This window comes from Streptomyces coeruleorubidus (assembly GCF_028885415.1).
Taxonomy (GTDB): Bacteria; Actinomycetota; Actinomycetes; order Streptomycetales; family Streptomycetaceae; genus Streptomyces; species Streptomyces coeruleorubidus_A.
Map to the genome: position 1 here is coordinate 1,659,070 of NZ_CP118527.1, position 22,698 is coordinate 1,681,767.

Sequence of the window (22,698 nt, forward strand, 5' to 3'; positions counted from 1 at the left end):
AGAGACGACGGTCTAGCCGACTTCCCCCGCCAGGATTGTCCCGCACTTTTCCACGCCGGGCCATCGGGCCGCATCAGTGGGACCAATCCGCGAGTTCAATCGGCCATGGCGTCCGCACGGACCAGGCGGCGGACTTGTACCACGTAGAGGACTCCTGCCCACCAGTACAGCGTTGTACCCCATCCGGCGAACGCCCATCCGAAAATAGCAGCCAGTGACGAGATCCAACCACTTCCGTCACTGAGCAGGAGCAGCGGGAAGGCATACATCAAGTTGAAGGTGGCGGCCTTGCCGAGGAAGTTCACCTGGGGCGGCGGATAGCCGTGCCGGCGGAGGATGCCCACCATCACCAGCAGAACCAGCTCCCGCGCCAGAAGTACAGCAGTCAACCAGAGAGGCAGAATCTCGCGCCAGGTGAGGCCGACCAAAGTCGAAAGAATGTAGAGCCGGTCGGCCGCGGGATCGAGGAGCCGGCCCAGGCTGCTGATCTGGTTCCAGCGCCGCGCGAGCTTGCCGTCCAGGTAGTCACTGATGCCGCTCAGGGCCAGTACCAGAAGAGCCCATCCGTCACTCTTGGGCCCACCGAACTCAGGCCGCAGAATCAGCCACAGGAAGAGGGGCACGCCGACGAGGCGCGCCATGCTGAGGATGTTCGGGATGGTGAGCACACGGTCCGTCTGGACGCGAGTCTCCTGAACCTCCACCCGGGGGCCTCCTGTGGGAAACGTTCCAACGATGCTCCCTGACCTTACCTCAACGCAAAAACGCTCTGGCTCTCGGGCTGTGTGCCCAAGAGCCAGAGCTCTAAAAGGAGTTCGGCGGCGTCCTACTCTCCCACAGGGTCCCCCCTGCAGTACCATCGGCGCTGTAAGGCTTAGCTTCCGGGTTCGGAATGTAACCGGGCGTTTCCCCTACGCTATAACCACCGAAACACTATGAAACTGTCAGCCGCACCATACCGTGACCATGGCATGGGGCTGTTCGTGGTTTCAGAACCAACACAGTGGACGCGAGCAACTGAGGACAAGCCCTCGGCCTATTAGTACCGGTCAACTCCACACGTTACCGTGCTTCCATATCCGGCCTATCAACCCAGTCGTCTACTGGGAGCCTTACCCCATCAAGTGGGTGGGAGTCCTCATCTCGAAGCAGGCTTCCCGCTTAGATGCTTTCAGCGGTTATCCCTCCCGAACGTAGCCAACCAGCCATGCCCTTGGCAGAACAACTGGCACACCAGAGGTTCGTCCGTCCCGGTCCTCTCGTACTAGGGACAGCCCTTCTCAAGACTCCTACGCGCACAGCGGATAGGGACCGAACTGTCTCACGACGTTCTAAACCCAGCTCGCGTACCGCTTTAATGGGCGAACAGCCCAACCCTTGGGACCGACTCCAGCCCCAGGATGCGACGAGCCGACATCGAGGTGCCAAACCATCCCGTCGATATGGACTCTTGGGGAAGATCAGCCTGTTATCCCCGGGGTACCTTTTATCCGTTGAGCGACGGCGCTTCCACAAGCCACCGCCGGGTCACTAGTCCCGACTTTCGTCCCTGCTCGACCCGTCGGTCTCACAGTCAAGCTCCCTTGTGCACTTACACTCAACACCTGATTGCCAACCAGGCTGAGGGAACCTTTGGGCGCCTCCGTTACCCTTTAGGAGGCAACCGCCCCAGTTAAACTACCCATCAGACACTGTCCCTGATCCGGATCACGGACCCAGGTTAGACATCCAGCACGACCAGACTGGTATTTCAACGACGACTCCACACTAACTGGCGTTAGCGCTTCACAGTCTCCCAGCTATCCTACACAAGCCGAACCGAACACCAATATCAAACTGTAGTAAAGGTCCCGGGGTCTTTCCGTCCTGCTGCGCGAAACGAGCATCTTTACTCGTAGTGCAATTTCACCGGGCCTATGGTTGAGACAGTCGAGAAGTCGTTACGCCATTCGTGCAGGTCGGAACTTACCCGACAAGGAATTTCGCTACCTTAGGATGGTTATAGTTACCACCGCCGTTTACTGGCGCTTAAGTTCTCAGCTTCGCCCCACCGAAATGGAGCTAACCGGTCCCCTTAACGTTCCAGCACCGGGCAGGCGTCAGTCCGTATACATCGCCTTACGGCTTCGCACGGACCTGTGTTTTTAGTAAACAGTCGCTTCTCGCTGGTCTCTGCGGCCACCCCCAGCTCGAGGAGCAAGTCCCCTCACCAGGCGTGGCCCCCTTCTCCCGAAGTTACGGGGGCATTTTGCCGAGTTCCTTAACCATAGTTCACCCGAACGCCTCGGTATTCTCTACCTGACCACCTGAGTCGGTTTAGGGTACGGGCCGCCATGAAACTCGCTAGAGGCTTTTCTCGACAGCATAGGATCATCCACTTCACCACAATCGGCTCGGCATCAGGTCTCAGCCACATGTACGACGGATTTACCTATCGCACGGCCTACACCCTTACCCCGGGACAACCACCGCCCGGGATGGACTACCTTCCTGCGTCACCCCATCACTCACCTACTAACCGCTTGGTTCGGCGGCTCCACCACTCCCCTTTGCCCGAAGGCTCCGGGGCGGCTTCACGGCCTTAGCATCACGATGCTCGATGTTTGACGCTTCACAGCGGGTACCGGAATATCAACCGGTTATCCATCGACTACGCCTGTCGGCCTCGCCTTAGGTCCCGACTTACCCTGGGCAGATCAGCTTGACCCAGGAACCCTTAGTCAATCGGCGCAAACGTTTCTCACGTTTGTATCGCTACTCATGCCTGCATTCTCACTCGTGAACCGTCCACAACTACCTTCCGGTGCTGCTTCACCCGGCACACGACGCTCCCCTACCCATCACAGCCGGCGTTGGCCGTATTACTGCAATGACACGACTTCGGCGGTACGCTTGAGCCCCGCTACATTGTCGGCGCGGAATCACTAGACCAGTGAGCTATTACGCACTCTTTCAAGGGTGGCTGCTTCTAAGCCAACCTCCTGGTTGTCTCTGCGACTCCACATCCTTTCCCACTTAGCGTACGCTTAGGGGCCTTAGTCGATGCTCTGGGCTGTTTCCCTCTCGACCATGGAGCTTATCCCCCACAGTCTCACTGCCGCGCTCTCACTTACCGGCATTCGGAGTTTGGCTAAGGTCAGTAACCCGGTAGGGCCCATCGCCTATCCAGTGCTCTACCTCCGGCAAGAAACACACGACGCTGCACCTAAATGCATTTCGGGGAGAACCAGCTATCACGGAGTTTGATTGGCCTTTCACCCCTAACCACAGGTCATCCCCCAGGTTTTCAACCCTGGTGGGTTCGGTCCTCCACGAAGTCTTACCTCCGCTTCAACCTGCCCATGGCTAGATCACTCCGCTTCGGGTCTTGAGCGTGCTACTCAACCGCCCTATTCGGACTCGCTTTCGCTACGGCTACCCCACCCGGGTTAACCTCGCAACACGCCGCAAACTCGCAGGCTCATTCTTCAAAAGGCACGCAGTCACGAGAATGAAGACAAGTCTTCATTCCGACGCTCCCACGGCTTGTAGGCACACGGTTTCAGGTACTATTTCACTCCCCTCCCGGGGTACTTTTCACCATTCCCTCACGGTACTATCCGCTATCGGTCACCAGGGAATATTTAGGCTTAGCGGGTGGTCCCGCCAGATTCACACGGGATTTCTCGGGCCCCGTGCTACTTGGGTGTCTCTCAAACGAGCCGCTGACGTTTCGACTACGGGGGTCTTACCCTCTACGCCGGACCTTTCGCATGTCCTTCGCCTACATCAACGGTTTCTGACTCGTCTCACGGCCGGCAGACCATGAAAGAGAGATCCCACAACCCCGTATACGCAACCCCTGCCGGGTCTCACACGCATACGGTTTGGCCTCATCCGGTTTCGCTCGCCACTACTCCCGGAATCACGGTTGTTTTCTCTTCCTGCGGGTACTGAGATGTTTCACTTCCCCGCGTTCCCTCCACACTGCCTATGTGTTCAGCAGCGGGTGACAGCCCATGACGACTGCCGGGTTTCCCCATTCGGACACCCCCGGATCAAAGCCTGGTTGACGACTCCCCGGGGCCTATCGTGGCCTCCCACGTCCTTCATCGGTTCCTGGTGCCAAGGCATCCACCGTGCGCCCTTAAAAACTTGGCCACAGATGCTCGCGTCCACTGTGCAGTTCTCAAACAACGACCAGCCACCCATCACCCCGCCCTACACAGGCGAGTTCACTGGGGCCGGCGCTGAGGAAAAATCCATTCCCTCAGACACCCAACAGCGTGCCCGACACACTCCCCGCTCCCCTCGACGTTCCACGCTCCGAAGAGCAGTACTAGAAGGAGAAGACGATCAAGTGTGCCGAGTAGTCAACGTTCCACCCATGAGCAACCAGCATCAGACACTCGCTGATGTACTGGCCTCTGACCTCACCCCGAAGGGATCGGTAAGAAGTGCTCCTTAGAAAGGAGGTGATCCAGCCGCACCTTCCGGTACGGCTACCTTGTTACGACTTCGTCCCAATCGCCAGTCCCACCTTCGACAGCTCCCTCCCCACAAGGGGGTTGGGCCACCGGCTTCGGGTGTTACCGACTTTCGTGACGTGACGGGCGGTGTGTACAAGGCCCGGGAACGTATTCACCGCAGCAATGCTGATCTGCGATTACTAGCGACTCCGACTTCATGGGGTCGAGTTGCAGACCCCAATCCGAACTGAGACCGGCTTTTTGAGATTCGCTCCACCTCGCGGTATCGCAGCTCATTGTACCGGCCATTGTAGCACGTGTGCAGCCCAAGACATAAGGGGCATGATGACTTGACGTCGTCCCCACCTTCCTCCGAGTTGACCCCGGCGGTCTCCCGTGAGTCCCCAGCACCACAAGGGCCTGCTGGCAACACGGGACAAGGGTTGCGCTCGTTGCGGGACTTAACCCAACATCTCACGACACGAGCTGACGACAGCCATGCACCACCTGTACACCGACCACAAGGGGGACCCTGTCTCCAGGGTTTTCCGGTGTATGTCAAGCCTTGGTAAGGTTCTTCGCGTTGCGTCGAATTAAGCCACATGCTCCGCCGCTTGTGCGGGCCCCCGTCAATTCCTTTGAGTTTTAGCCTTGCGGCCGTACTCCCCAGGCGGGGCACTTAATGCGTTAGCTGCGGCACGGACAACGTGGAATGTTGCCCACACCTAGTGCCCACCGTTTACGGCGTGGACTACCAGGGTATCTAATCCTGTTCGCTCCCCACGCTTTCGCTCCTCAGCGTCAGTATCGGCCCAGAGATCCGCCTTCGCCACCGGTGTTCCTCCTGATATCTGCGCATTTCACCGCTACACCAGGAATTCCGATCTCCCCTACCGAACTCTAGCCTGCCCGTATCGACTGCAGACCCGGGGTTAAGCCCCGGGCTTTCACAACCGACGCGACAAGCCGCCTACGAGCCCTTTACGCCCAATAATTCCGGACAACGCTCGCGCCCTACGTATTACCGCGGCTGCTGGCACGTAGTTAGCCGGCGCTTCTTCTGCAGGTACCGTCACTTTCGCTTCTTCCCTGCTGAAAGAGGTTTACAACCCGAAGGCCGTCATCCCTCACGCGGCGTCGCTGCATCAGGCTTTCGCCCATTGTGCAATATTCCCCACTGCTGCCTCCCGTAGGAGTCTGGGCCGTGTCTCAGTCCCAGTGTGGCCGGTCGCCCTCTCAGGCCGGCTACCCGTCGTCGCCTTGGTGAGCCATTACCTCACCAACAAGCTGATAGGCCGCGGGCTCATCCTGCACCGCCGGAGCTTTCGAACACCTTGGATGCCCAAGATGATCAGTATCCGGTATTAGACCCCGTTTCCAGGGCTTGTCCCAGAGTGCAGGGCAGATTGCCCACGTGTTACTCACCCGTTCGCCACTAATCCCCACCGAAGTGGTTCATCGTTCGACTTGCATGTGTTAAGCACGCCGCCAGCGTTCGTCCTGAGCCAGGATCAAACTCTCCGTGAATGTGTACCGGTAATCCGGTGCAACACCACGAGAGCGGTGCGAGAGGAGGAATGATCCTCCCGCACACAGCGTCCTCGCTGTGTTTTTTCAAAGGAACCTCGTCCCAGCTGATGCTGGAGACGGGGTATCAACATATCTGGCGTTGACTTTTGGCACGCTGTTGAGTTCTCAAGGAACGGTCACTTCCTTTGTACTCACCCTCTCGGGCTTTCCTCCGGGCGCTTCCCTTCGCGTTCCCAACTCTACCAGTGTTTTTCCGTCCCTCTGACCACCGTCCTGCAGGCATGCAGAAAGTGACCCCGAGTTAGGATCTTGCGAGTTGGATACTGCCAGGCGAGGACACATGGTCGCGTCCCTCAGCCCCAAGCAGGAGTACGACTGTACACGCGGCCGTGGAGCCGGTGCAAATTGATTTGGGGTATGGTCTAGACCACTCTGGAGTGCCCACGCGGAACCGGCACTTCAGGTGGCATACCCTGCTGAACAGTGTGCCGTCCGGTACCGACAGGGACGGCCCATATCGATCTCCACCCCTGGGAGGCTTCCCATGACCACCGTGACGTCCCCACTTGCAGGACGCGCCATCGGACTGGCAGCCGTGCCGGATCCGGTCTTCTCCGGGGCCATGGTCGGCCCGGGCACAGCGATCGACCCCGTACGTGAGCCTTCCGAGGCCGTCTCGCCCGTGGACGGCGTCATCGTCTCCCTGCACCCGCACGCGTTCGTCGTCGTCGACGAGAACGGTCACGGCGTGCTCACACACCTCGGTATCGACACCGTGCAGCTCAACGGCGAGGGATTTGAGCTGCTCGTGAACAAGGGTGACACCGTCAGGCGCGGTCAGGGCATCGTGCGCTGGAACCCGGCAGCCGTCGAGGCCGCCGGCAAGTCCGCGGTCTGCCCGATCGTGGCACTGGAGGCCACGGCCGAAGCGCTCTCCGATCTTCGTGACGACGGTGATGTGAAGGCCGGCGACAGTCTCTTCCTCTGGAAGTGACGTCAGTGCCGTCGAAGGGCGGCTTGCAGGAGAACCAACGCGGCGGTTGGATCCGCCGCACTATCGGAGACGGGTGAGATGGACACAACGCTGCGAGGCGTCGGCGTGAGCCACGGTGTGGCTATCGGCGAGGTTCGGCATATGGGAACGGCGGTGCTGGAGCCGCCTGCGAAGCAGATCCCCGCGGAAGAGGCGGAGCGTGAACAGGGGCGCGCCCGCAAGGCCGTGGAGGCTGTGGCGGCCGACCTGATGGCACGGGGCAACCTGGCGGGGGGTGAAGCCCAGGCGGTGCTCGAGGCGCAGGCCATGATGGCCCAGGATCCCGAGCTGATGGCGGACGTGGAGCGGCGGATCGCCGTCGGCAGCACGGCCGAGCGCGGGGTGTACGACGCGTTCGCCTCGTACCGCGAGCTCCTCGCGGGTGCCGGTGAGTACCTCGCCGGTCGCGTGGCCGACCTCGACGACGTGCGGAATCGTATCGTCGCCCGTCTGCTGGGGGTGCCGATGCCGGGTGTGCCCGACAGCGACGAGCCCTATGTCCTTGTCGCCCGTGACCTCGCGCCTGCCGACACCGCGCTGCTGGACCCGACTCTGGTGCTCGGCTTCGTCACCGAGGAGGGCGGTCCGACCAGCCACAGCGCGATTCTGGCGCGGGCTCTCGGGGTGCCGGCCGTGGTCGCGCTTCCGGGTGCCGGTGAGCTCGCCGAGGGCACGATGATCGCCGTCGACGGCAGCACCGGCGAGATCTTCGTGGACCCGAGCGATGAGAAGAAGGCTCAGCTCGAGGCCGCGGCCGCCGAGCGCAGGGCGGCACTGGCGGCCTCGACGGGTCCCGGTGCCACCGCGGACGGTCACAAGGTGCCGCTGCTCGCGAACATCGGCGGCCCCGCGGATGTGGAGGCAGCTGTCGAGGCCGGGGCCGAGGGTGTCGGTCTCTTCCGTACCGAGTTCCTCTTCCTGGACGACAGCAAGCAGGCGCCGTCCGAGGAGAAGCAGGTCGCTGCGTACCGGCAGGTGCTGGAGGCGTTCCCCGAGGGGCGTGTCGTGGTGCGGGTGCTGGACGCGGGCGCGGACAAGCCGCTCGACTTCCTGACGCCGACCGACGAGCCGAACCCGGCACTCGGTGTGCGGGGTCTGCGGACCCTGCTGGATCACCCCGATGTCCTGCGTACCCAGCTGACGGCCCTCGCGAAGGCCGCGGAAGGGCTGCCGGTCTACCTCGAGGTCATGGCCCCGATGGTCGCGGACCGCACCGATGCCCGGGCCTTTGCTGACGCATGCCGAGAGGCAGGGCTGCGGGCGAAGTTCGGCGCGATGGTCGAGATCCCGTCGGCCGCGCTGCGGGCGCGCTCGATTCTCCAGGAGGTCGAGTTCCTGTCGCTGGGGACGAACGACCTGGCGCAGTACACCTTCGCCGCCGACCGTCAGGTGGGTGCGGTCTCCCGCCTGCAGGATCCGTGGCAGCCCGCGCTGCTGGACCTGGTGGCGCTGTCCGCCGAGGCGGCGAAGGCCGAGGGCAAGAGCTGTGGCGTCTGTGGTGAGGCCGCGTCCGACCCGCTGCTCGCCTGTGTGCTGGCTGGTCTGGGCGTCACCTCTCTTTCGATGGGCGCGGCGTCGATTCCCTATGTCCGGGCCACGCTGGCGAAGTACACGCTGGCGCAGTGCGAGCGGGCTGCTGCTGCGGCGCGAGCCTCGGACAGCGCCGAGGACGCGCGCAGCGCGGCGCAGGCGGTGTTGTCGGGCGAGTGAGCCGGGCATGGCCGGCCGATGGCTGCCCGGGCGGGGCGCTCCACCGAGGTGGGGCGCCCCGCGCGTTTTTCAGTGGTTGTGTCCCTGTGCCGGTTTCACCTCTCCCAGGTCGGGCGGCTCGCAGTAATCGACGTTGGATTCTGGGGAGATCAGGTCGCCGGATTCGGCGTCGGTGCAGTAGGCGTCGAAGACCTCTCCCGCGGTGAGGGGCTCGAGTCCGTATGCGCGCAGGCGCCAGCCGTAGACGCGGTCGGGGCAGCCTGGGGCACTGGCGCGGATGACGAGGCCTCCGGGGCTTTCGGTGGCCAGGCCGAGGGCCAGGACCGTGGTGAACTCGAGGGCTTCGGTCTCGTCCAGTTCGACGGCATCGCAGGTGTCGGCGACGTGGAGGGCGGCGACGAGCGTCTCGGGCGGTCCGGTGACGCTGCATACGAGGTGCCGATTGCCGGATGGGGCCGTGTCGAGGATGCGGACGAGAAGATCGGCGGCCCGGGCGAAGGCTGCGCGTCCGATGTCCTCGCCGCAGGAGGTGCAGGCGCCCAGGCGAGCGAGGAGTGTGGTCGCGTACTCCCAGGTGGCCTGTCGCACTGCCTCGTCGACGAGGGCCGGGAGCAGGTCGGACAGTGGCTGGCCGTCGTACGGAAGGGTCGGGCCTGTGACCGCGAGTCGTGCCGTGAAGCGTGTGCGGCTCGACGGGCTGTCGGGGTCGAGGCCTTCTTGCGTGCAGAACTCGGCGTACTCCTCGGGGTCGAAGAGGGCCACCGTCGTGTGGCTGCCTTGTAGGGCACGTGTCCTGAGGAGGCCTTCCACATACTTGAGGTAGGCCGCGTGGTCGTCGAAGGTGAAGCTGCGGTAGCGCCGCATGGCCCGGAAGTCGTGCTCGTCGGTGAGCAGGCCGATGGTGCCGGCGATTTCGCGGCGCAGGACACGTCGCATGGTCCGGCTGTCGGTGTGCGTCATTGTTCCCCCTGTGCACGGTCGATCAATGCTCACTCACAGTAATCGGCGGCACTGACAATCGGGCCTGAGCATGGGGGTCGCGCATGCGGATGACGAAGAAAACCGCAGGTCGACGACTAGGTGGCCAATCTGGTCGCGTCGACGGTCATGGTGACGACTAGTGGTCTGACGTAGGGCTCGGACTCACCGTCGCCTCCGGTGAGTCCGAGCGTGGTGCCGGTCAGGCGCGTTTACGGGCCAGGTCCTCGTAGAAGCTCAGCAGGTCGAGGTTGTCGATGGAGCCCGGGTTGACCGCCTTCTCCAGCGGGGTTCCCTGGAGGAGGCGTTTGACCGGGACCTCGATGCGCTTGCCGGTCAGGGTGTGGGGGACGCCGGGCACTTCGATGATCTCGTCGGGGACGTGGCGCGGTGAGAGTTGTTCGCGGATGGTCTGCTTGATGCGGTTCAGCAGGGCCTCGTCGAGGACGGCTCCGGGGGCCAGGTGGACGAAGAGGGGCATCCAGTAGCCGCCGTCGGGCTGTTCGATGCCGATGACGAGGGATTCCCTGATCTCGGGGAGGCGCTCCACGGCCTCGTAGATGTCGGCGGATCCCATGCGTACGCCCTGGCGGTTGAGCGTGGAGTCGGAGCGGCCGTGGATGACGACGGATCCGCGGGAGGTGACGGTGATCCAGTCGCCGTGCCGCCATACGCCGGGGTACGTGTCGAAGTAGCTGTCGTGGTAGCGGCTGCCGTCGGGGTCGTTCCAGAAGTGGATGGGCATCGACGGCATGGGGTTGGTTACGACGAGTTCGCCGACCTCGTCGATCAGGGGGGTGCCGCTCGGGTCCCAGGACTGGAGGTCGGTGCCGAGGCAGCAGGCCTGGAGCTCGCCGACGTATACCGGGAGGGTCGGTACCGCTCCGGCGAAGCAGGAGCACACGTCCGTGCCGCCGCTGACGGAGGCGATCCACAGGTCGTCGCGGACCTCGTCGTGGAGCCAGCGGAAGCCGTCGGGGGGCAGGGGCGAGCCGGTGGTGGCGACGCACTGGACGGAGGAAAGGCCGAAGTCGCGGGACGGGTGTACGCCCGCCTTGCGGCAGGCCATGACGTAGGCGGCCGAGGTGCCGTAGAGGGTGGCTTTGGTGCGTTCGGCGATGCGCCACTGGGCGCCGGTGTCCGGGTAGCCGGGGCTGCCGTCGTAGAGGACGATCGTGGTGCCGGTGAGCAGGCCGGAGACGAGGAAGTTCCACATCATCCAGCCGGTCGACGTGTACCAGAAGAAGCGGTCCTCGGGGCCCAGGTCGCAGTGCAGGCCGAGTTGCTTGAGGTGCTCGACCAGGATGCCGCCCTGGGACTGGACGATGGCCTTGGGCAGGCCGGTCGTGCCGGAGGAGTAGAGCACCCACAAGGGGTGGTCGAAGGGCACCTGCTCGAAGACGGGGTCCGTGTCGGCGGAGGTGAGGGCCGACCAGTCCAGGGCGCCCTCGGGGGCCTCGGTGCCGAGGAGGGGGATGTGGACGACGGCGCGCAGGGTGGGCAGTTCGCGGCGCAGTTCGGCGACGATCTCGCGCCGGTCGTGCTCCTTGCCCCCGTAGCGGTAGCCGTCGACCGTAAACAGCAGGACGGGTTCGACCTGCTGGAAGCGGTCGAGGACGCTGCGGGCGCCGAAGTCGGGCGCGCAGGACGTCCAGACGGCGCCCACGGCGGCTGTGGCGAGGAGGGCGATCACGGCCTGCGGGACGTTGGGGAGATAGCCGCTGACGCGGTCTCCGGGGCGTACGCCGAGGGCGCGCAGCTCGGCGGCCAGGGAGCCGACCTGGCGACGCAGCTCGGCCCAGGTGACGGGGCTTGGTTCGTGTGTCTCGTCGACGTACAGGAGAGCCGGTTCGTCAGCGCGGGTGTCGGCCGCGCGGAGGGCGTGTTCGGCGTAGTTGAGGGTTGCCCCGGGGAACCACTGGGCACCCGGCATCGAACGGTCGCCGAGCACGCGCGCGTAGGGCGTGGAGAAACGGACGTCGAACCACTCCGTGACGGCTTTCCAGAAGGTGTCCAGCTCGTCGACGGACCAGCGCTGGAGGGCCGCGTAACCGCCCTCGGCGGGGGCGCCGTGGTGCTCGGCTGCCCAGGCGTGGAACCTCGTGATCCGTGCCCGGGCGATGCGCTCGGGGTCTGGCTGCCAGAGCGGCTGAGGACTAGCGGTCGACATGGTCGGCTCCCGGACTGTGCGCGTCGTGTGCGTCCTCCGCGCACGGGCTGGGGTGTGCGCGTGACGCGGCTGGCACGGACAATGCCATGTGATCGACTTCGGCACCAGGGTGCGCCCCACATAGTCCGTGTCGTGAAGATGTGGTCGTGGCACGGGTGAACGGCAGTTGAACGACACGCGCGCGTGGGGCGGTCAGTGGCAGGGTGAGCAGCATGAACGGTCGTGACCTGGTGCGTTCGGTGAAAGCGGTGGGTTCGGTGGGCGCGGCGCAGGGTGTGCGTACCGTACGAGCAGCGTGGCGCAGGCGGCGGGCCGACGCCACCGGGCTGCCGTCTCGGGGGGCGGAGCGTGCCCGGGTGCCCGGAGCCGTGCAGGAGGTGGAGCCGGGGCCGGGCGGCGGTGTCGTCCGGTTCAGCCGGTCGGAGCTGCGGATTCTGGTCGCCGTGAACGGTGCCGTCTTCTGGGGCTGGGACGGGGCGGAGCCCGAGCCGTCGTACGCGCTGGCCGGCCGGTGTCCGGAGGCGGATCCCCGGGCGGTGCTGGAGCCGGACAAGGACGGCGGCTGGCGGGTGGTGGCCGAGCGGGTGACGGTCGTCGTGTCGCGGCATGGCGCGGTGGAGGTGCGCACGCCCGGTGGCGTGACCCTGCGCCGTGATCTGCCCCCGCGGTGGTGGGAGCCGGTCGGCGGCGGCCCGGCGCGGTGGATGCAGCGGTCGAAGGTGGCCGCCGACGCGCGGTTCTTCGGTCTCGGTGGTCGTGCGTCGGGTCCTCGGCTGCCGGACGGGACGTACCGGCTGTGGAACACCGACCCCGGTTTCGCCTTCGCGCCCGGTGACGACCCGCTGTACATCACGATGCCGGTGCAGATGGTCGTGTCCGACGGCGGTACGCATCTGGTGTTCCACGACAGCTCGTGGGACGGCACGGTGACGCTGCGGGAGGGCGAGGAGGGCGCGGGTTCCGGGCACGACCGGGCCGGGACGAGCGAGCTGCGGATGGACGGCGGTCCACTTCGCTGCTGGGTGATGGTGGGCACCCCCGCGCGCGTGCTGCTCGCCTGGGCGTCGCTCACCGGCGCGCCCGCGCTGCCGCCCGCGTGGGCGCTCGGGCACCACCACGCGCGGTGGGGGTTCGGCAGCGAGCAGGAGGTGCGGCGGATCGTCGCGGGTTACCTGGAGCACGGTCTGCCGCTCGACGCCGTGCACCTGGACATCGACCATTTCGACGCGCATCAGGTGTTCACCGTCGACCAGGACCGCTTCCCGAAACTGCCTGTGCTGGCCGAGGAACTCCGGCGGGACGGCATCCGGCTGGTGTCGATCGTCGACCCGGCCGTGAAGGCCCTGCCCGGCAATGCCGTGTACGACGGTGGGACGGCCGAGGACGCGTTCGTCCGGGACGCCTCGGGGCAGGTCGTGCAGGGTGTCGTGTGGCCCGGGGAGGCGGTGTTCCCCGATTTCACGCACGCGCGCGTGCGTGAGTGGTGGGGCGGTCTCTACGAGGAGCGGCTCGCGCAGGGGTTCTCGGGGTTCTGGCACGACATGAACGAGCCCACGTCGTTCGCCGCCTTCGGGGAGTCGACGCTGCCGCGTTCGGCGCGGCACTCCTTGGAAGGGCGGGGCGGTGACCATCGTGAGGCGCACAACGTGTACGCGCTGTGCATGGCCAGGGCCGGCTTCGAGGGGCTGCGGAAACTCGCGCCCGAGGGGCGGCCGTTCCTGTTCTCCCGCTCCGGGTGGGCCGGCATGCAGCGCTACGGCGGGACCTGGTCGGGAGACGTGGCCACCGGCTGGCCGGGACTGCGGGCGTCCTTGGCGCTGGTGATGGGGCTCGGGCTGTGCGGTGTGCCGTACTCGGGACCGGACATCGGGGGCTTCGACGGGGATCCCTCGCCCGAGCTGTTCCTGCGGTGGTTCCAGCTGGGCGCGTATCTGCCGCTGTTCCGTACGCACGCGAGTCTGCGGGCGGGGCGCAGGGAGCCGTGGGAGTTCGGTGCCGAGGTGCTGGAGCACGCGCGCGTGGCGCTCGTCGAACGCCGGCGGCTGCTGCCGTACTTCATGACGCTGGCGCATCTGGCGCGGCGTACCGGATCGCCCTATGTGCGACCCCTGTGGTGGGCGGCGCCGGAGGAGCGGGCGCTGCGTGACTGCGAGGACGCCTTCCTGCTGGGCGACAGCCTGCTGGTGGCGCCGGTGCTCGACCCGGGATCGGACCGGCGTGCCGTGCAGCTGCCGCGGGGTCGCTGGTACGACACGGTGGCGGAGCGGGCGTACGAGGGGCCGGCGCAGGTGCTCGTCGACGCACCTCTGTCGCGGATCCCGGTGTTCGCACGCGCGGGTGCCGTGCTTCCCGTACGCGGCGAGGACGGCGGGCTGGAGCTGGAGGTGTGGGCGCCCACCCCGGGGCGGACCGGGGGCGGGCTGGTCGTGCCGGACGGGGGCGAGGGGTGGGACGAGCCGGAGATCGAGCGCTACACCGCTCGGTGGATGGGTTCGCGGGTGGTCGTCGAGCGGGAGGGTGAGGACGGCGGGGGCGAGCCGTCCCACCCGGTGCGCGTCCGTGGGGCCGGGGAGCGCTGAGCTCAGATGTAGCGGCCCTCGAACCAGGCCCGTACGGCCACGCTGTGCAGGGGGAAGGCGAGTTCCTCCGCCCTGCGCAGGAGGTGCCAGCCCCCCGTCTCGTCCGTGGCGGCGGAGGGCGGCAGGCCCTCGACAGGGCGTTCCGGGAGGAGGCCGAACAGCAGCAGGTGTCCGTCGGGCGAGCTCATCGCGTCGACGAGGCGTACGTCGCGGCCGGCCGCGTCGATGCCGGTTTCCTCTTTGAGTTCGCGTACGACGGCGTGCCGCCAGTCCTCCCGGTCGTCGATGTAGCCACCGGGCAGGGCCGTGCCCCCGCGCGCGGGAGCGACGGTTCGGGTGATGACGACCAGGGCGGTGCCCTTGGTGTCGTACACGGGCTGGAGGGCCACCGCGACCGGGAGTGGATTGCGGTAGGCCACGCTGCCGCACGCCGGGCAGGTGCGGGGCCAGCCGGAGACGCCCTCTCCGTAGGGCGCGCCGCAGCTCGAACAGTGGGAGTCCGGCGCGGAATTGGAACTGGAGTGCTGAGTTTCGGACACGCGGCGGACTGTAGCCGATCACGGAGCGGGCGTCTCGGGCGGGCGGCTCAGTGAGCGCTGGTGAGCGCCTTCCTGGACACGGGGAAGTCGAAGTAGGTGTCCGGGTAGGGCTCGGGCTTGTAGGTGTAGTGCCACCACTCCTCTGCCAGGTTCACGAAGCCGAGGCCTTCGAGGGTGCTCTTGAGCAGCAGCCGGTTGGCGCGCTGTTCGCCCTGGACGCGTGGGTCGAGGGTGTGCGAGAGGGTGTCGAAGCAGTCGAAGCCGGTGCCCATGTCGACGGAGTTGTCGGGGAACCGCTCCTCCTTGGGTGCGAAGCACGGCACGAGGGGCTCTCCGGGGTGGTACGGCCGGGTCGGCTTCGCCGGCAGTTTCACGAGGGTGACGTCCAGGGTCGATCCGCGGCTGTGGCCGGACTTCTCGGCGATGTAGCCGTCGGCGAACAGCCGGGTCTTGTCGACGTTCGGGTAGAACTCGCCCTTCAAGGCCTGGTCGTCGAGGTCCTTGGCCCAGCGGACGAAGTGGTCCACCGCGCGCTGCGGCCGGTAGCAGTCGTACACCTTGAGCGTGTAGCCCTGTCGCAGCAGCTTCGTCTGGGCCCTGTGGAGGGCTTGGGCTGCGGGGCGGGTGAGGACGCAGATCGGCTGGGCGTAGCCGTCGATGCGCTCGCCGACGAAGTTGTGCGGGGTGAAGTAGCGGATCTCCTGGACGATCGTGGGGTCCACGCTTCTCAGGGCCACGAAGTCCCTGGGGGCCTGGGGCCCGGTCTCGGCCTGGGCGGTGGCGGTGGGGGCGGTCGCTGCCAGCACGGCGGCGAAGGCGGTGATCAGGCCGCGTGCCACGGTGGTGAGTCGTGTCATGGCTCCTGCGTCTATCAGGAGACGGTCCCGCCGGGGAAGGGATGCCGAAATCCGGAAGGCCGTGGCAGACTTCTGACGTTCCGTCAGATCCGGTCTGCGGGGAGGCACTGTGGCGCGTACTCGAACGCCGGTGGTGGCGGGGTGGTTCGCCGGGGAGGGGGACGGTTTCCGGCTGCTCGGCACGTGTTGTGCGGCGTGCGCCTCGGTCTTCTTCCCCCGCGAGGACCATCACTGCCGCAACCCCGCCTGCGCGGGCGGAGAGTTGGCGGAGGTCCCGCTGTCGCGGCGCGGCCGTGTCTGGTCGTACACGGACAGCCGGTATCGGCCGCCGTCACCCTACGTGAGCGATCCGGAACTTTCGTGGGAGCCGTGCGCGTTGATCGCTGTGGAGCTGGAGGCCGAGCGGATCGTGGTGCTGGGACAGGCGGCTCCCGGAGTCACCGTCGAGGATCTGACGGTGGGCATGGAGGTGGAGGTCGTGCCCGGCGTGCTCCACGAGGACGCGGAAACGACCTGGACGACGTGGCACTGGCGGCCGACGGGGGTGAGGGCGTGACGGGCGAGGTGGCGGTGCTGGGCGCGGGCATGCACCCGTGGGGCAAGTGGGGACGGAACTTCGTCGAGTACGGCGTCGCAGCCGCCCGCGCGGCGCTGACCGACGCCCGGCTGGACTGGCGGGACATCGGCTCGATCATCGGCGCGGACACCGTCCGCGGCGGCTATCCCGGGTATGTCGCCGGAGCTACGTTCGCGAAAGCACTGGGCTGGCAAGGGGCCCGGGTCGCGAGCGTGTATGCGGCGTGCGCGTCCGGGGCCCAGGCCGTGGACGCCGCGCGGGCCCAGATCCTCTCCGGGCTCGCCGATGTGGTGCTCGTGGTGGGAGCCGATGCCGCTCCCAAGGGATTCTTCCGCCCTGCGGGCGGCGACCGGCCCGACGATCCCGACTGGCTGCGGTTCCGGGTTCTCGGGGCGACCAATCCCGTGTACTTCGGGTTGTACGCCCGCAGGCGCATGGCCATACACGGTGACACCCCTGAAGACTTCGCACAGGTGAAGGTGAAGAACGCCGCGATGGGAGCGCTGAACCCCAACGCGCGCTACCGCAAGCGGGTCACCGCCGAGGAGGTCGCCGCCTCCGCCGTCGTCGCCGACCCGCTGCGGCTGCTCGACATCTGCGCGACCTCCGACGGCGGCGCCGCTGTGGTGCTCTCCAGCTTGGAGTTCGCGCGGCGGCACGGCCATGCGGATCCGGTGCGGATCCGGGCCGTGTCCACGGTGACGCCGCGTTACCCGAACACCGTGCTGGACCTGCCGGACATCGCCACGGACTCCGCGGTGGCCGTCGATCCGCCGGCCGCGACGTTCCGGATGTCGATCGCCCGGGCGGCCTACGAGGAGGCGGGAATCGGGCCGGAGGACCTGTCGCTGGCCGAGGTCTACGACCTGTCCACGGCGCTCGAGTTGCAGTGGTACGAGGACCTGGGGCTGTGCGGTGAGGGCGAGGGCGTGAAGCTGCTGCGGGACGGGGAGACGGCCCTGGGCGGGCGAATACCGGTGAACGCCAGCGGTGGGCTGGCCTCCTTCGGCGAGGCGGTTCCGGCGCAGGCGATAGCCCAGGTGTGCGAGCTCGCCTGGCAGTTGCGCGGTGACGCAGGTGACCGGCAGGTCGCGGGAGCTCGCGTGGGCATCAGTGCGAACCAGGGGTTGTTCGGGCATGGATCGGCGGTGATCGCGGTGCGATGAACCGAGAGGGGCGTACCGAGAGGGGCGTACGCGGCACGGGCTGTGCCGGTCACGGCATGGGGGGGCCGGTCACGACATGGGGGGGCCGGTCACGGCATGGGGGGCCGGTCACGGCATGGGGCGGGGCTGGGACGCGACAAGTGCCGGGCCTGGACGGCGTGACCGGGGGCCGAGAATGGCGCGGGGCGGTGCGGCGCGGGCGCGGGTGGTGCGGGCGCTGGTGGGGCAGGCGCTGGTGGGGCAGGCGCTGGTGGGGCGGGCGCCGGTGGGGCGGCCGCAGACGGGCCTTGGCATACGCTGTGTGACCGCTCCGGAATCCTGCGTGAACGTCTCATGAACTGCGCTTGGGCGTGCGCCGATGGAGTCATCATGCTCCCGTGCACTCCTGGACGGACACTCTCCGCTTCGCCTTCCAACCGGTGGTCAATCTGACGACCGGAGCGGTCGCGGGACTGGAGATACTCGCCCGCCCGGAGACCGGCGACATCCTGGCCGAGGCCCGCAGGGATCCCGAGCTCGACAGCCGGCTGGCGGTGTCGGCGGTCCGCGCGGCGGTGCGCAAGGAGACCCTGCTGCCGCTCTTCGTCAACGTGTTCGCCGGCACTCTCGCCGACCTCGGCGGGCTCCCTTCGCTGCACGACGCCGTGCGCGAGGCGGGGCGGCTTCCGTGGGAGGTGACGATCGACGTCTGTCCGACGTACACGCACGTGCCTCAGCGGGCACTGCTGGAGGCGGTGTCCAGGCTGCGCGGTCAGGGCTTCCGGATCTGCGCGGACGGTGTCGGGGACGGGGACGTGCCTTTGCGGCTCCTGTCGGACATCACGCCCGACCTGGTGAAGCTGGACGCGTCGCTGCTGGCGCGGCCGGCGGTGGTGCGGTCGATGCGGACACTGTGCGACGAGTTGGGGGCTCTCCTGGCTGTCGAAGGCGTGGAGACCGAAGGGCAGTGCGCGGCGGCGCTGGCGGCCGGGGCGCAGTTGGCGCAGGGCGAACTGTTCGCCCCGCCGGCCCGGCTGCCCGCCGCGGACGTATACGTTCCGCCCCGCTCCCCCGCCGATGTGGCCGTGCCGCGGTCCGGGCCGTCGGTGCGGGAGTTCGTACGACCCGCCGCGCTGCTGCCCGCCACGGCGTCCGCGGGGCAGGTGCGGGCACTGCTGACCGGGTCGCCGGACGTGTCCGGGGTGCTGCTCGTGGACACCGCCGGAGTACCGGTCCGGTCGGTGCACCGGTCCCGCTTCCTGTTGTCGATGTCGGGGCGCTACGGGCATGCCCTGTACGCCGACCGGCCCGCGGCCAAGCTCGGTGACCCACCGCGGACGGTGGGCATCGACGCCACCGCCTGGGAGGTGCTGGACGTCGTGGCGGTCGGCGAACGGGACCGTACCTCGGACGACGTCGCCGTCGTCGACGAGTACGGGCGGTGTGTGGGCGTCGTACGGCTCGCGGATCTCGTGCGCGCACTGGCCGAGACACGGGTGGAGGAGGCGGCGGGGCTCAATCCGCTGACGCGTCTGCCCGGCTCTGACACGATCACCGGTGAGGTGGACCGGCGGATCGCGTCCGGACGGGCCTTCGCGCTGAGCTGGCTGGACGTCGACCACTTCAAGCAGATCAACGACGGGGCCGGGTTCGCGGCGGGCGACGAGCTGATCCGGGCGGTGGGGCGAGCGCTGCAGCAGGCCGCGACCGACGGCACCCGCGTGGGACACATCGGCGGCGACGACTTCCTGGTGCTCGCCGAACCGGAAGGCCTCGATCCGCTGGCCGCCTCCGTGCTGGACGCCCCGTGGTCGGCGGGCGGTCGGCCGGTCACGCTGTCGCTCGCCACAGTGCTGTGCGCACCGGGCAGCGTGACCGACCACCGGCAGGCGGCTGCTTGTCTCGCGCCGCTGAAGAAGGCGGCGAAGGCGTTGCACGGGGCGAGTTGGGTGCTGGCCCGAGCGGGCATGCCCGGGCATGAGACCCGCCGTGGCGCCGAGCCGACGCCGGCACCGGCCCGGTGTGGAGTGGCGGAGCCGGGCGGCGGCTGAGAGGGGCTCGTGGCGGCTGAGAGGGGCTCGTGGGGCCGGGCTGAGGCCATCGGGGGTGCGGGGGCAGGACAGGGGTCCGTACGGACGTCGGTGGGGTCGTAGCGCTGTCGAGGGCGGGCGTCTGGGCACGGCCGTGCCCAGACGCCCGCCAGGGCCCTGAACCGGGCCGGGATCGGGGGCGCAACTCGTCCGGTTGAGAGACCGCCTGGTCAGGTGGATGCTGGTGGCTAGCAAGCGAGGAAAGTCAGGTGCGGCTGGGCGGTCGCCTTCGGCGGGGCTCAGCGGAGGCCGGACGACACCACCAGCAAGGCCTCGCGCGGCTCGCCAAGGCCCGCGCAGGCGCCGACCAGATCCGAACAACGACCCGACCGGGCGCCGCCAGGGCCGTGCAACCGGCCCCCCGGCCCGGCAGGAGCCCGAACCGCCGTCACATGGCCGTCAACCGTTGCGGTCGGCGACCTTGACGCCCCCTGGGTGCCGGTGAACACTTCCGGTGTCAGTCGACATCGCCGTACATACTCGGCGTATCCGGCACTGCGGCGCGCTGGCGCGCCTGCGCCAAGGCCCTTTCCCCCACGGGCGATTCGGCTGCGACGGCACGCTCGTCACGGATGCCGGGCGGGGCGCGGGATCTCCCTGCCTTCGGCTGAAGTAGCCATGGGAAACGCACCCTGCACATGAGGACCGGGGCGGATCGTCCCCGGGCCTTGGCCTAGGAGCCGCCATGAGCAACGTAGACATCTTCGTCGGCGAGATCATCGGCACGGCGATCCTGATCCTTTTCGGCGCTGGCGTCTGCGCCGCCGTCACCCTGAGATTCTCGAAGGCAAGGGCGTCGGGCTGGATCGTCATCGCGTTCGGCTGGGGCTTCGGTGTCCTGGCCGGCGCGTACACCGCCGCCCCGCTGTCGGGCGGCCACATCAACCCCGCCGTCACTCTCGGCCTGGCCGTCGACACCGGCGTGTGGGGCAAGGTCTGGGTCTACCTCCTCGGCCAGATCGTGGGGGCGATGCTGGGCGCCGTCCTCGCGTACCTGCTCTACTTCGCCCAGTTCCGGGCCAACGTACGGCAGACGGGCACCACGGACGGCACGGTGGACGAACCGGTGCCTACGCTCGGCATCTTCTCCACCATCCCGGAGATCAGGAACCCGGTCGCCAACCTGATGACGGAGATCCTCGCGACCATCGCCCTGGTGCTTCCCATCCTCGCGCTGGTCGGCGATGACAGGATCGTCCAGGGTGTCGGCATCGGACCGATCCCGGGCGAAGAAGCCGGAATCTATGGCTCCGGCATCTCGATCCTCCTGGTGGCCCTGCTGGTCGTCGGGATCGGCCTCTCGCTCGGTGGGCCCACCGGCTACGCGATCAACCCCGCACGTGACCTGGGCCCGCGCATCGTGCACCAGTTCCTCCCGATCCCGAACAAGGGAACGTCCGACTGGGGGTACGCCTGGATCCCGGTGGTGGGGCCCGCGGTCGGCGGAATTCTCGGGGCCCTCATCTACAACGCAGCCTTCTGACCAAGCGATCAAGAGGTAGCCATGACGGACAACTCCGAGAAATTCGTAGCAGCGATCGACCAGGGCACCACCTCAAGCCGCTGCATCGTCTTCAACCAGGACGGCGCCATCGTCGCCGTGGACCAGCGCGAGCACCGCCAGATCTTCCCGAAACCCGGGTGGGTGGAGCACGACGCCACCGAGATCTGGTCCAAGGTGCAGGCGGTGGTCGCCGGGGCGCTCGCCAAGGCCGGGCTGCGTGCCGACCAGCTGAGCGCGATGGGGATCACGAACCAGCGCGAGACGACCCTTCTGTGGGACCGCACGACGGGGAAGCCGGTGCACAACGCCATCGTGTGGCAGGACACGCGGACGGCGGCGCTGTGCAACCAGCTGGGCGGCTCGGACGGGCAGGACCGTTTCCGGGAGCAGACGGGTCTGCCGCTGGCGACCTACTTCTCCGGACCCAAGGCGGCCTGGCTGCTCGACAACGTGCCCGACCTCCGGGCCCGGGCCGAACGCGGTGAGATCGCCTTCGGGACGATCGACTCCTGGCTGATCTGGAACCTCACCGGCGGCACCGACGGCGGGCAGCACGTCACCGACGTGACCAACGCCGGGCGCACCATGCTGATGAACCTGGAGACCCTGCAGTGGGACTCCTCGATCCTCTCGGCGATGAACATCCCCGAGGCCATGCTGCCCGAGATCCGGTCCTCCGCCGAGGTGTACGGCACCGCTTTCGGCCAGCTCGCCGGTGTGCCCGTGGCCTCCGCGCTGGGCGACCAGCAGGCCGCCGTGTTCGGACAGGCCTGCTACGACGTGGGCACCGCGAAGAACACGTACGGCACGGGAAGCTTCCTGCTGCTCAACACCGGCAACCGCCCGGTTGCGTCGAAGAGCGGTCTGCTGACGACGATGGGGTACAAGATCGGCAGCGAGGCGCCGGTCTACTGTCTGGAGGGGTCGATAGCCATAACGGGCGCGCTGGTCCAGTGGTTCCGCGACCAGCTCGGTATCATCCGTACCGCCGACGAGATCGAGCCCCTGGCCGCGAGCGTGGAGGACAACGGCGGCGCGTACATCGTGCCGGCGTTCTCGGGCCTGTTCGCGCCGTACTGGCGCTCCGACGCGCGTGGCGTGGTCACCGGGCTGACCCGGTACGTCACCAAGGCGCACCTCGCGCGCGCGGTGCTGGAGGCGACGAGCTGGCAGACACGCGAGGTCGTGGACGCCATGTACCAGGACTCCGGGGTGCACATCACCACCCTGAAGGTCGACGGCGGCATGACGAAGAACAACCTGCTCATGCAGCACCAGGCGGACGTGCTCGACGTGCCGGTGGTGCGGCCCAAGGTCTCCGAGACGACCTGTCTGGGCGCCGCGTACGCGGCCGGTCTGGCCACCGGTGTGTGGAACGACCTGGACGAGCTCAAGGCGCACTGGCAGAAGGACGTCGAGTGGACGCCGTCCATGGATGCGTCGGTGCGGGACCGCGAGCACCACAACTGGCGCAAGGCCGTGGAGAGGAGCTTCGGCTGGGAGGAGGACGGCGACAGCTAGCCACACGCGCGTGGGGC

The 22,698-nt window shown here is 67.3% G+C and carries 13 protein-coding genes and 3 rRNA genes; 8 read left to right on the plus strand and 8 right to left on the minus strand.

Annotated elements, in window-relative coordinates; genetic code table 11:
* Positions 1-95: 95 nt before the first annotated feature.
* The 4 genes from PV963_RS07785 to PV963_RS07800 form a co-directional block, all read right to left on the minus strand.
* Positions 96-704: a CDP-alcohol phosphatidyltransferase family protein gene (locus tag PV963_RS07785; protein WP_189289258.1), complete on the minus strand. Its 609-nt coding sequence runs from the start codon at positions 702-704 to the stop codon at positions 96-98.
* A gap of 109 nt (positions 705-813) precedes the next feature.
* Positions 814-930 (minus strand): 5S ribosomal RNA (rrf, locus tag PV963_RS07790).
* Between the two features lie 89 nt (positions 931-1,019).
* A 23S ribosomal RNA gene (locus tag PV963_RS07795) occupies positions 1,020-4,140 on the minus strand.
* Between the two features lie 307 nt (positions 4,141-4,447).
* Positions 4,448-5,975 (minus strand): 16S ribosomal RNA (locus PV963_RS07800).
* The 16S, 23S and 5S rRNA genes sit together here, the layout of an rRNA operon.
* 547 nt (positions 5,976-6,522) lie before the next feature.
* Here PV963_RS07800 and PV963_RS07805 point away from each other — a divergent pair.
* On the plus strand, positions 6,523-6,972 hold the full coding sequence (locus tag PV963_RS07805; RefSeq protein ID WP_059416024.1) for a PTS sugar transporter subunit IIA: 450 nt from the start codon (positions 6,523-6,525) through the stop codon (positions 6,970-6,972).
* Positions 6,973-7,050: 78 nt separating this feature from the next.
* Positions 7,051-8,721 (plus strand): phosphoenolpyruvate--protein phosphotransferase, encoded by a 1,671-nt coding sequence (gene ptsP, locus PV963_RS07810; RefSeq protein ID WP_274814913.1) that lies wholly within the window; start codon positions 7,051-7,053, stop codon positions 8,719-8,721.
* 69 nt (positions 8,722-8,790) lie between these two features.
* Here the strand turns inward: ptsP and PV963_RS07815 are convergent, their stop codons facing one another.
* Both PV963_RS07815 and PV963_RS07820 read right to left on the minus strand, forming a co-directional pair.
* Positions 8,791-9,681, minus strand: a complete 891-nt coding sequence (locus PV963_RS07815) for a hypothetical protein (RefSeq protein ID WP_274814914.1) — start codon at positions 9,679-9,681, stop codon at positions 8,791-8,793.
* A 220-nt stretch (positions 9,682-9,901) separates the two neighbouring features.
* The gene (locus PV963_RS07820) at positions 9,902-11,869 is read right to left on the minus strand and encodes an acetoacetate--CoA ligase (RefSeq protein WP_274814915.1); all 1,968 of its coding nucleotides are present in this window, start codon (positions 11,867-11,869) and stop codon (positions 9,902-9,904) included.
* Between the two features lie 212 nt (positions 11,870-12,081).
* On the opposite strand from PV963_RS07820, the gene PV963_RS07825 reads away from it, so the two are divergent.
* Entirely contained in the window at positions 12,082-14,448 is a 2,367-nt protein-coding gene (locus tag PV963_RS07825; RefSeq protein WP_274814916.1) for a glycoside hydrolase family 31 protein, read from the plus strand.
* A 2-nt stretch (positions 14,449-14,450) separates the two neighbouring features.
* Here PV963_RS07825 and PV963_RS07830 read toward each other — a convergent pair whose 3' ends face one another.
* Both PV963_RS07830 and PV963_RS07835 read right to left on the minus strand, forming a co-directional pair.
* Positions 14,451-14,987 carry an NUDIX domain-containing protein gene (locus tag PV963_RS07830; protein WP_274814917.1) on the minus strand — a complete coding sequence of 179 codons (537 nt, stop codon included), beginning with the start codon at positions 14,985-14,987 and terminating at the stop codon, positions 14,451-14,453.
* Positions 14,988-15,034: 47 nt separating this feature from the next.
* Positions 15,035-15,844, minus strand: a complete 810-nt coding sequence (locus PV963_RS07835) for a M15 family metallopeptidase (RefSeq protein WP_274814918.1) — start codon at positions 15,842-15,844, stop codon at positions 15,035-15,037.
* A 130-nt stretch (positions 15,845-15,974) separates the two neighbouring features.
* Between PV963_RS07835 and PV963_RS07840 the strand changes: the two genes are divergently transcribed.
* The 5 genes from PV963_RS07840 to glpK all read left to right on the plus strand — a co-directional run bounded on the left by PV963_RS07840 (position 15,975) and on the right by glpK (position 22,681).
* Positions 15,975-16,400: a Zn-ribbon domain-containing OB-fold protein gene (locus PV963_RS07840; protein WP_274821966.1), complete on the plus strand. Its 426-nt coding sequence runs from the start codon at positions 15,975-15,977 to the stop codon at positions 16,398-16,400.
* Complete coding sequence (locus PV963_RS07845) at positions 16,373-17,587, plus strand: lipid-transfer protein (RefSeq protein WP_274821967.1); 1,215 nt, start codon at positions 16,373-16,375, stop codon at positions 17,585-17,587. Before PV963_RS07840 ends, PV963_RS07845 begins: the two co-directional genes overlap by 28 nt.
* A gap of 377 nt (positions 17,588-17,964) precedes the next feature.
* Complete coding sequence (locus PV963_RS07850) at positions 17,965-19,617, plus strand: GGDEF domain-containing protein (protein ID WP_274814919.1); 1,653 nt, start codon at positions 17,965-17,967, stop codon at positions 19,615-19,617.
* Between the two features lie 724 nt (positions 19,618-20,341).
* Positions 20,342-21,139, plus strand: coding sequence for an MIP/aquaporin family protein (locus tag PV963_RS07855; RefSeq protein ID WP_274814920.1), 798 nt, complete (start codon positions 20,342-20,344; stop codon positions 21,137-21,139).
* A 21-nt stretch (positions 21,140-21,160) separates the two neighbouring features.
* The gene (gene glpK, locus PV963_RS07860) at positions 21,161-22,681 is read left to right on the plus strand and encodes a glycerol kinase GlpK (RefSeq protein ID WP_274814921.1); all 1,521 of its coding nucleotides are present in this window, start codon (positions 21,161-21,163) and stop codon (positions 22,679-22,681) included.
* Positions 22,682-22,698 lie beyond the last annotated feature (17 nt).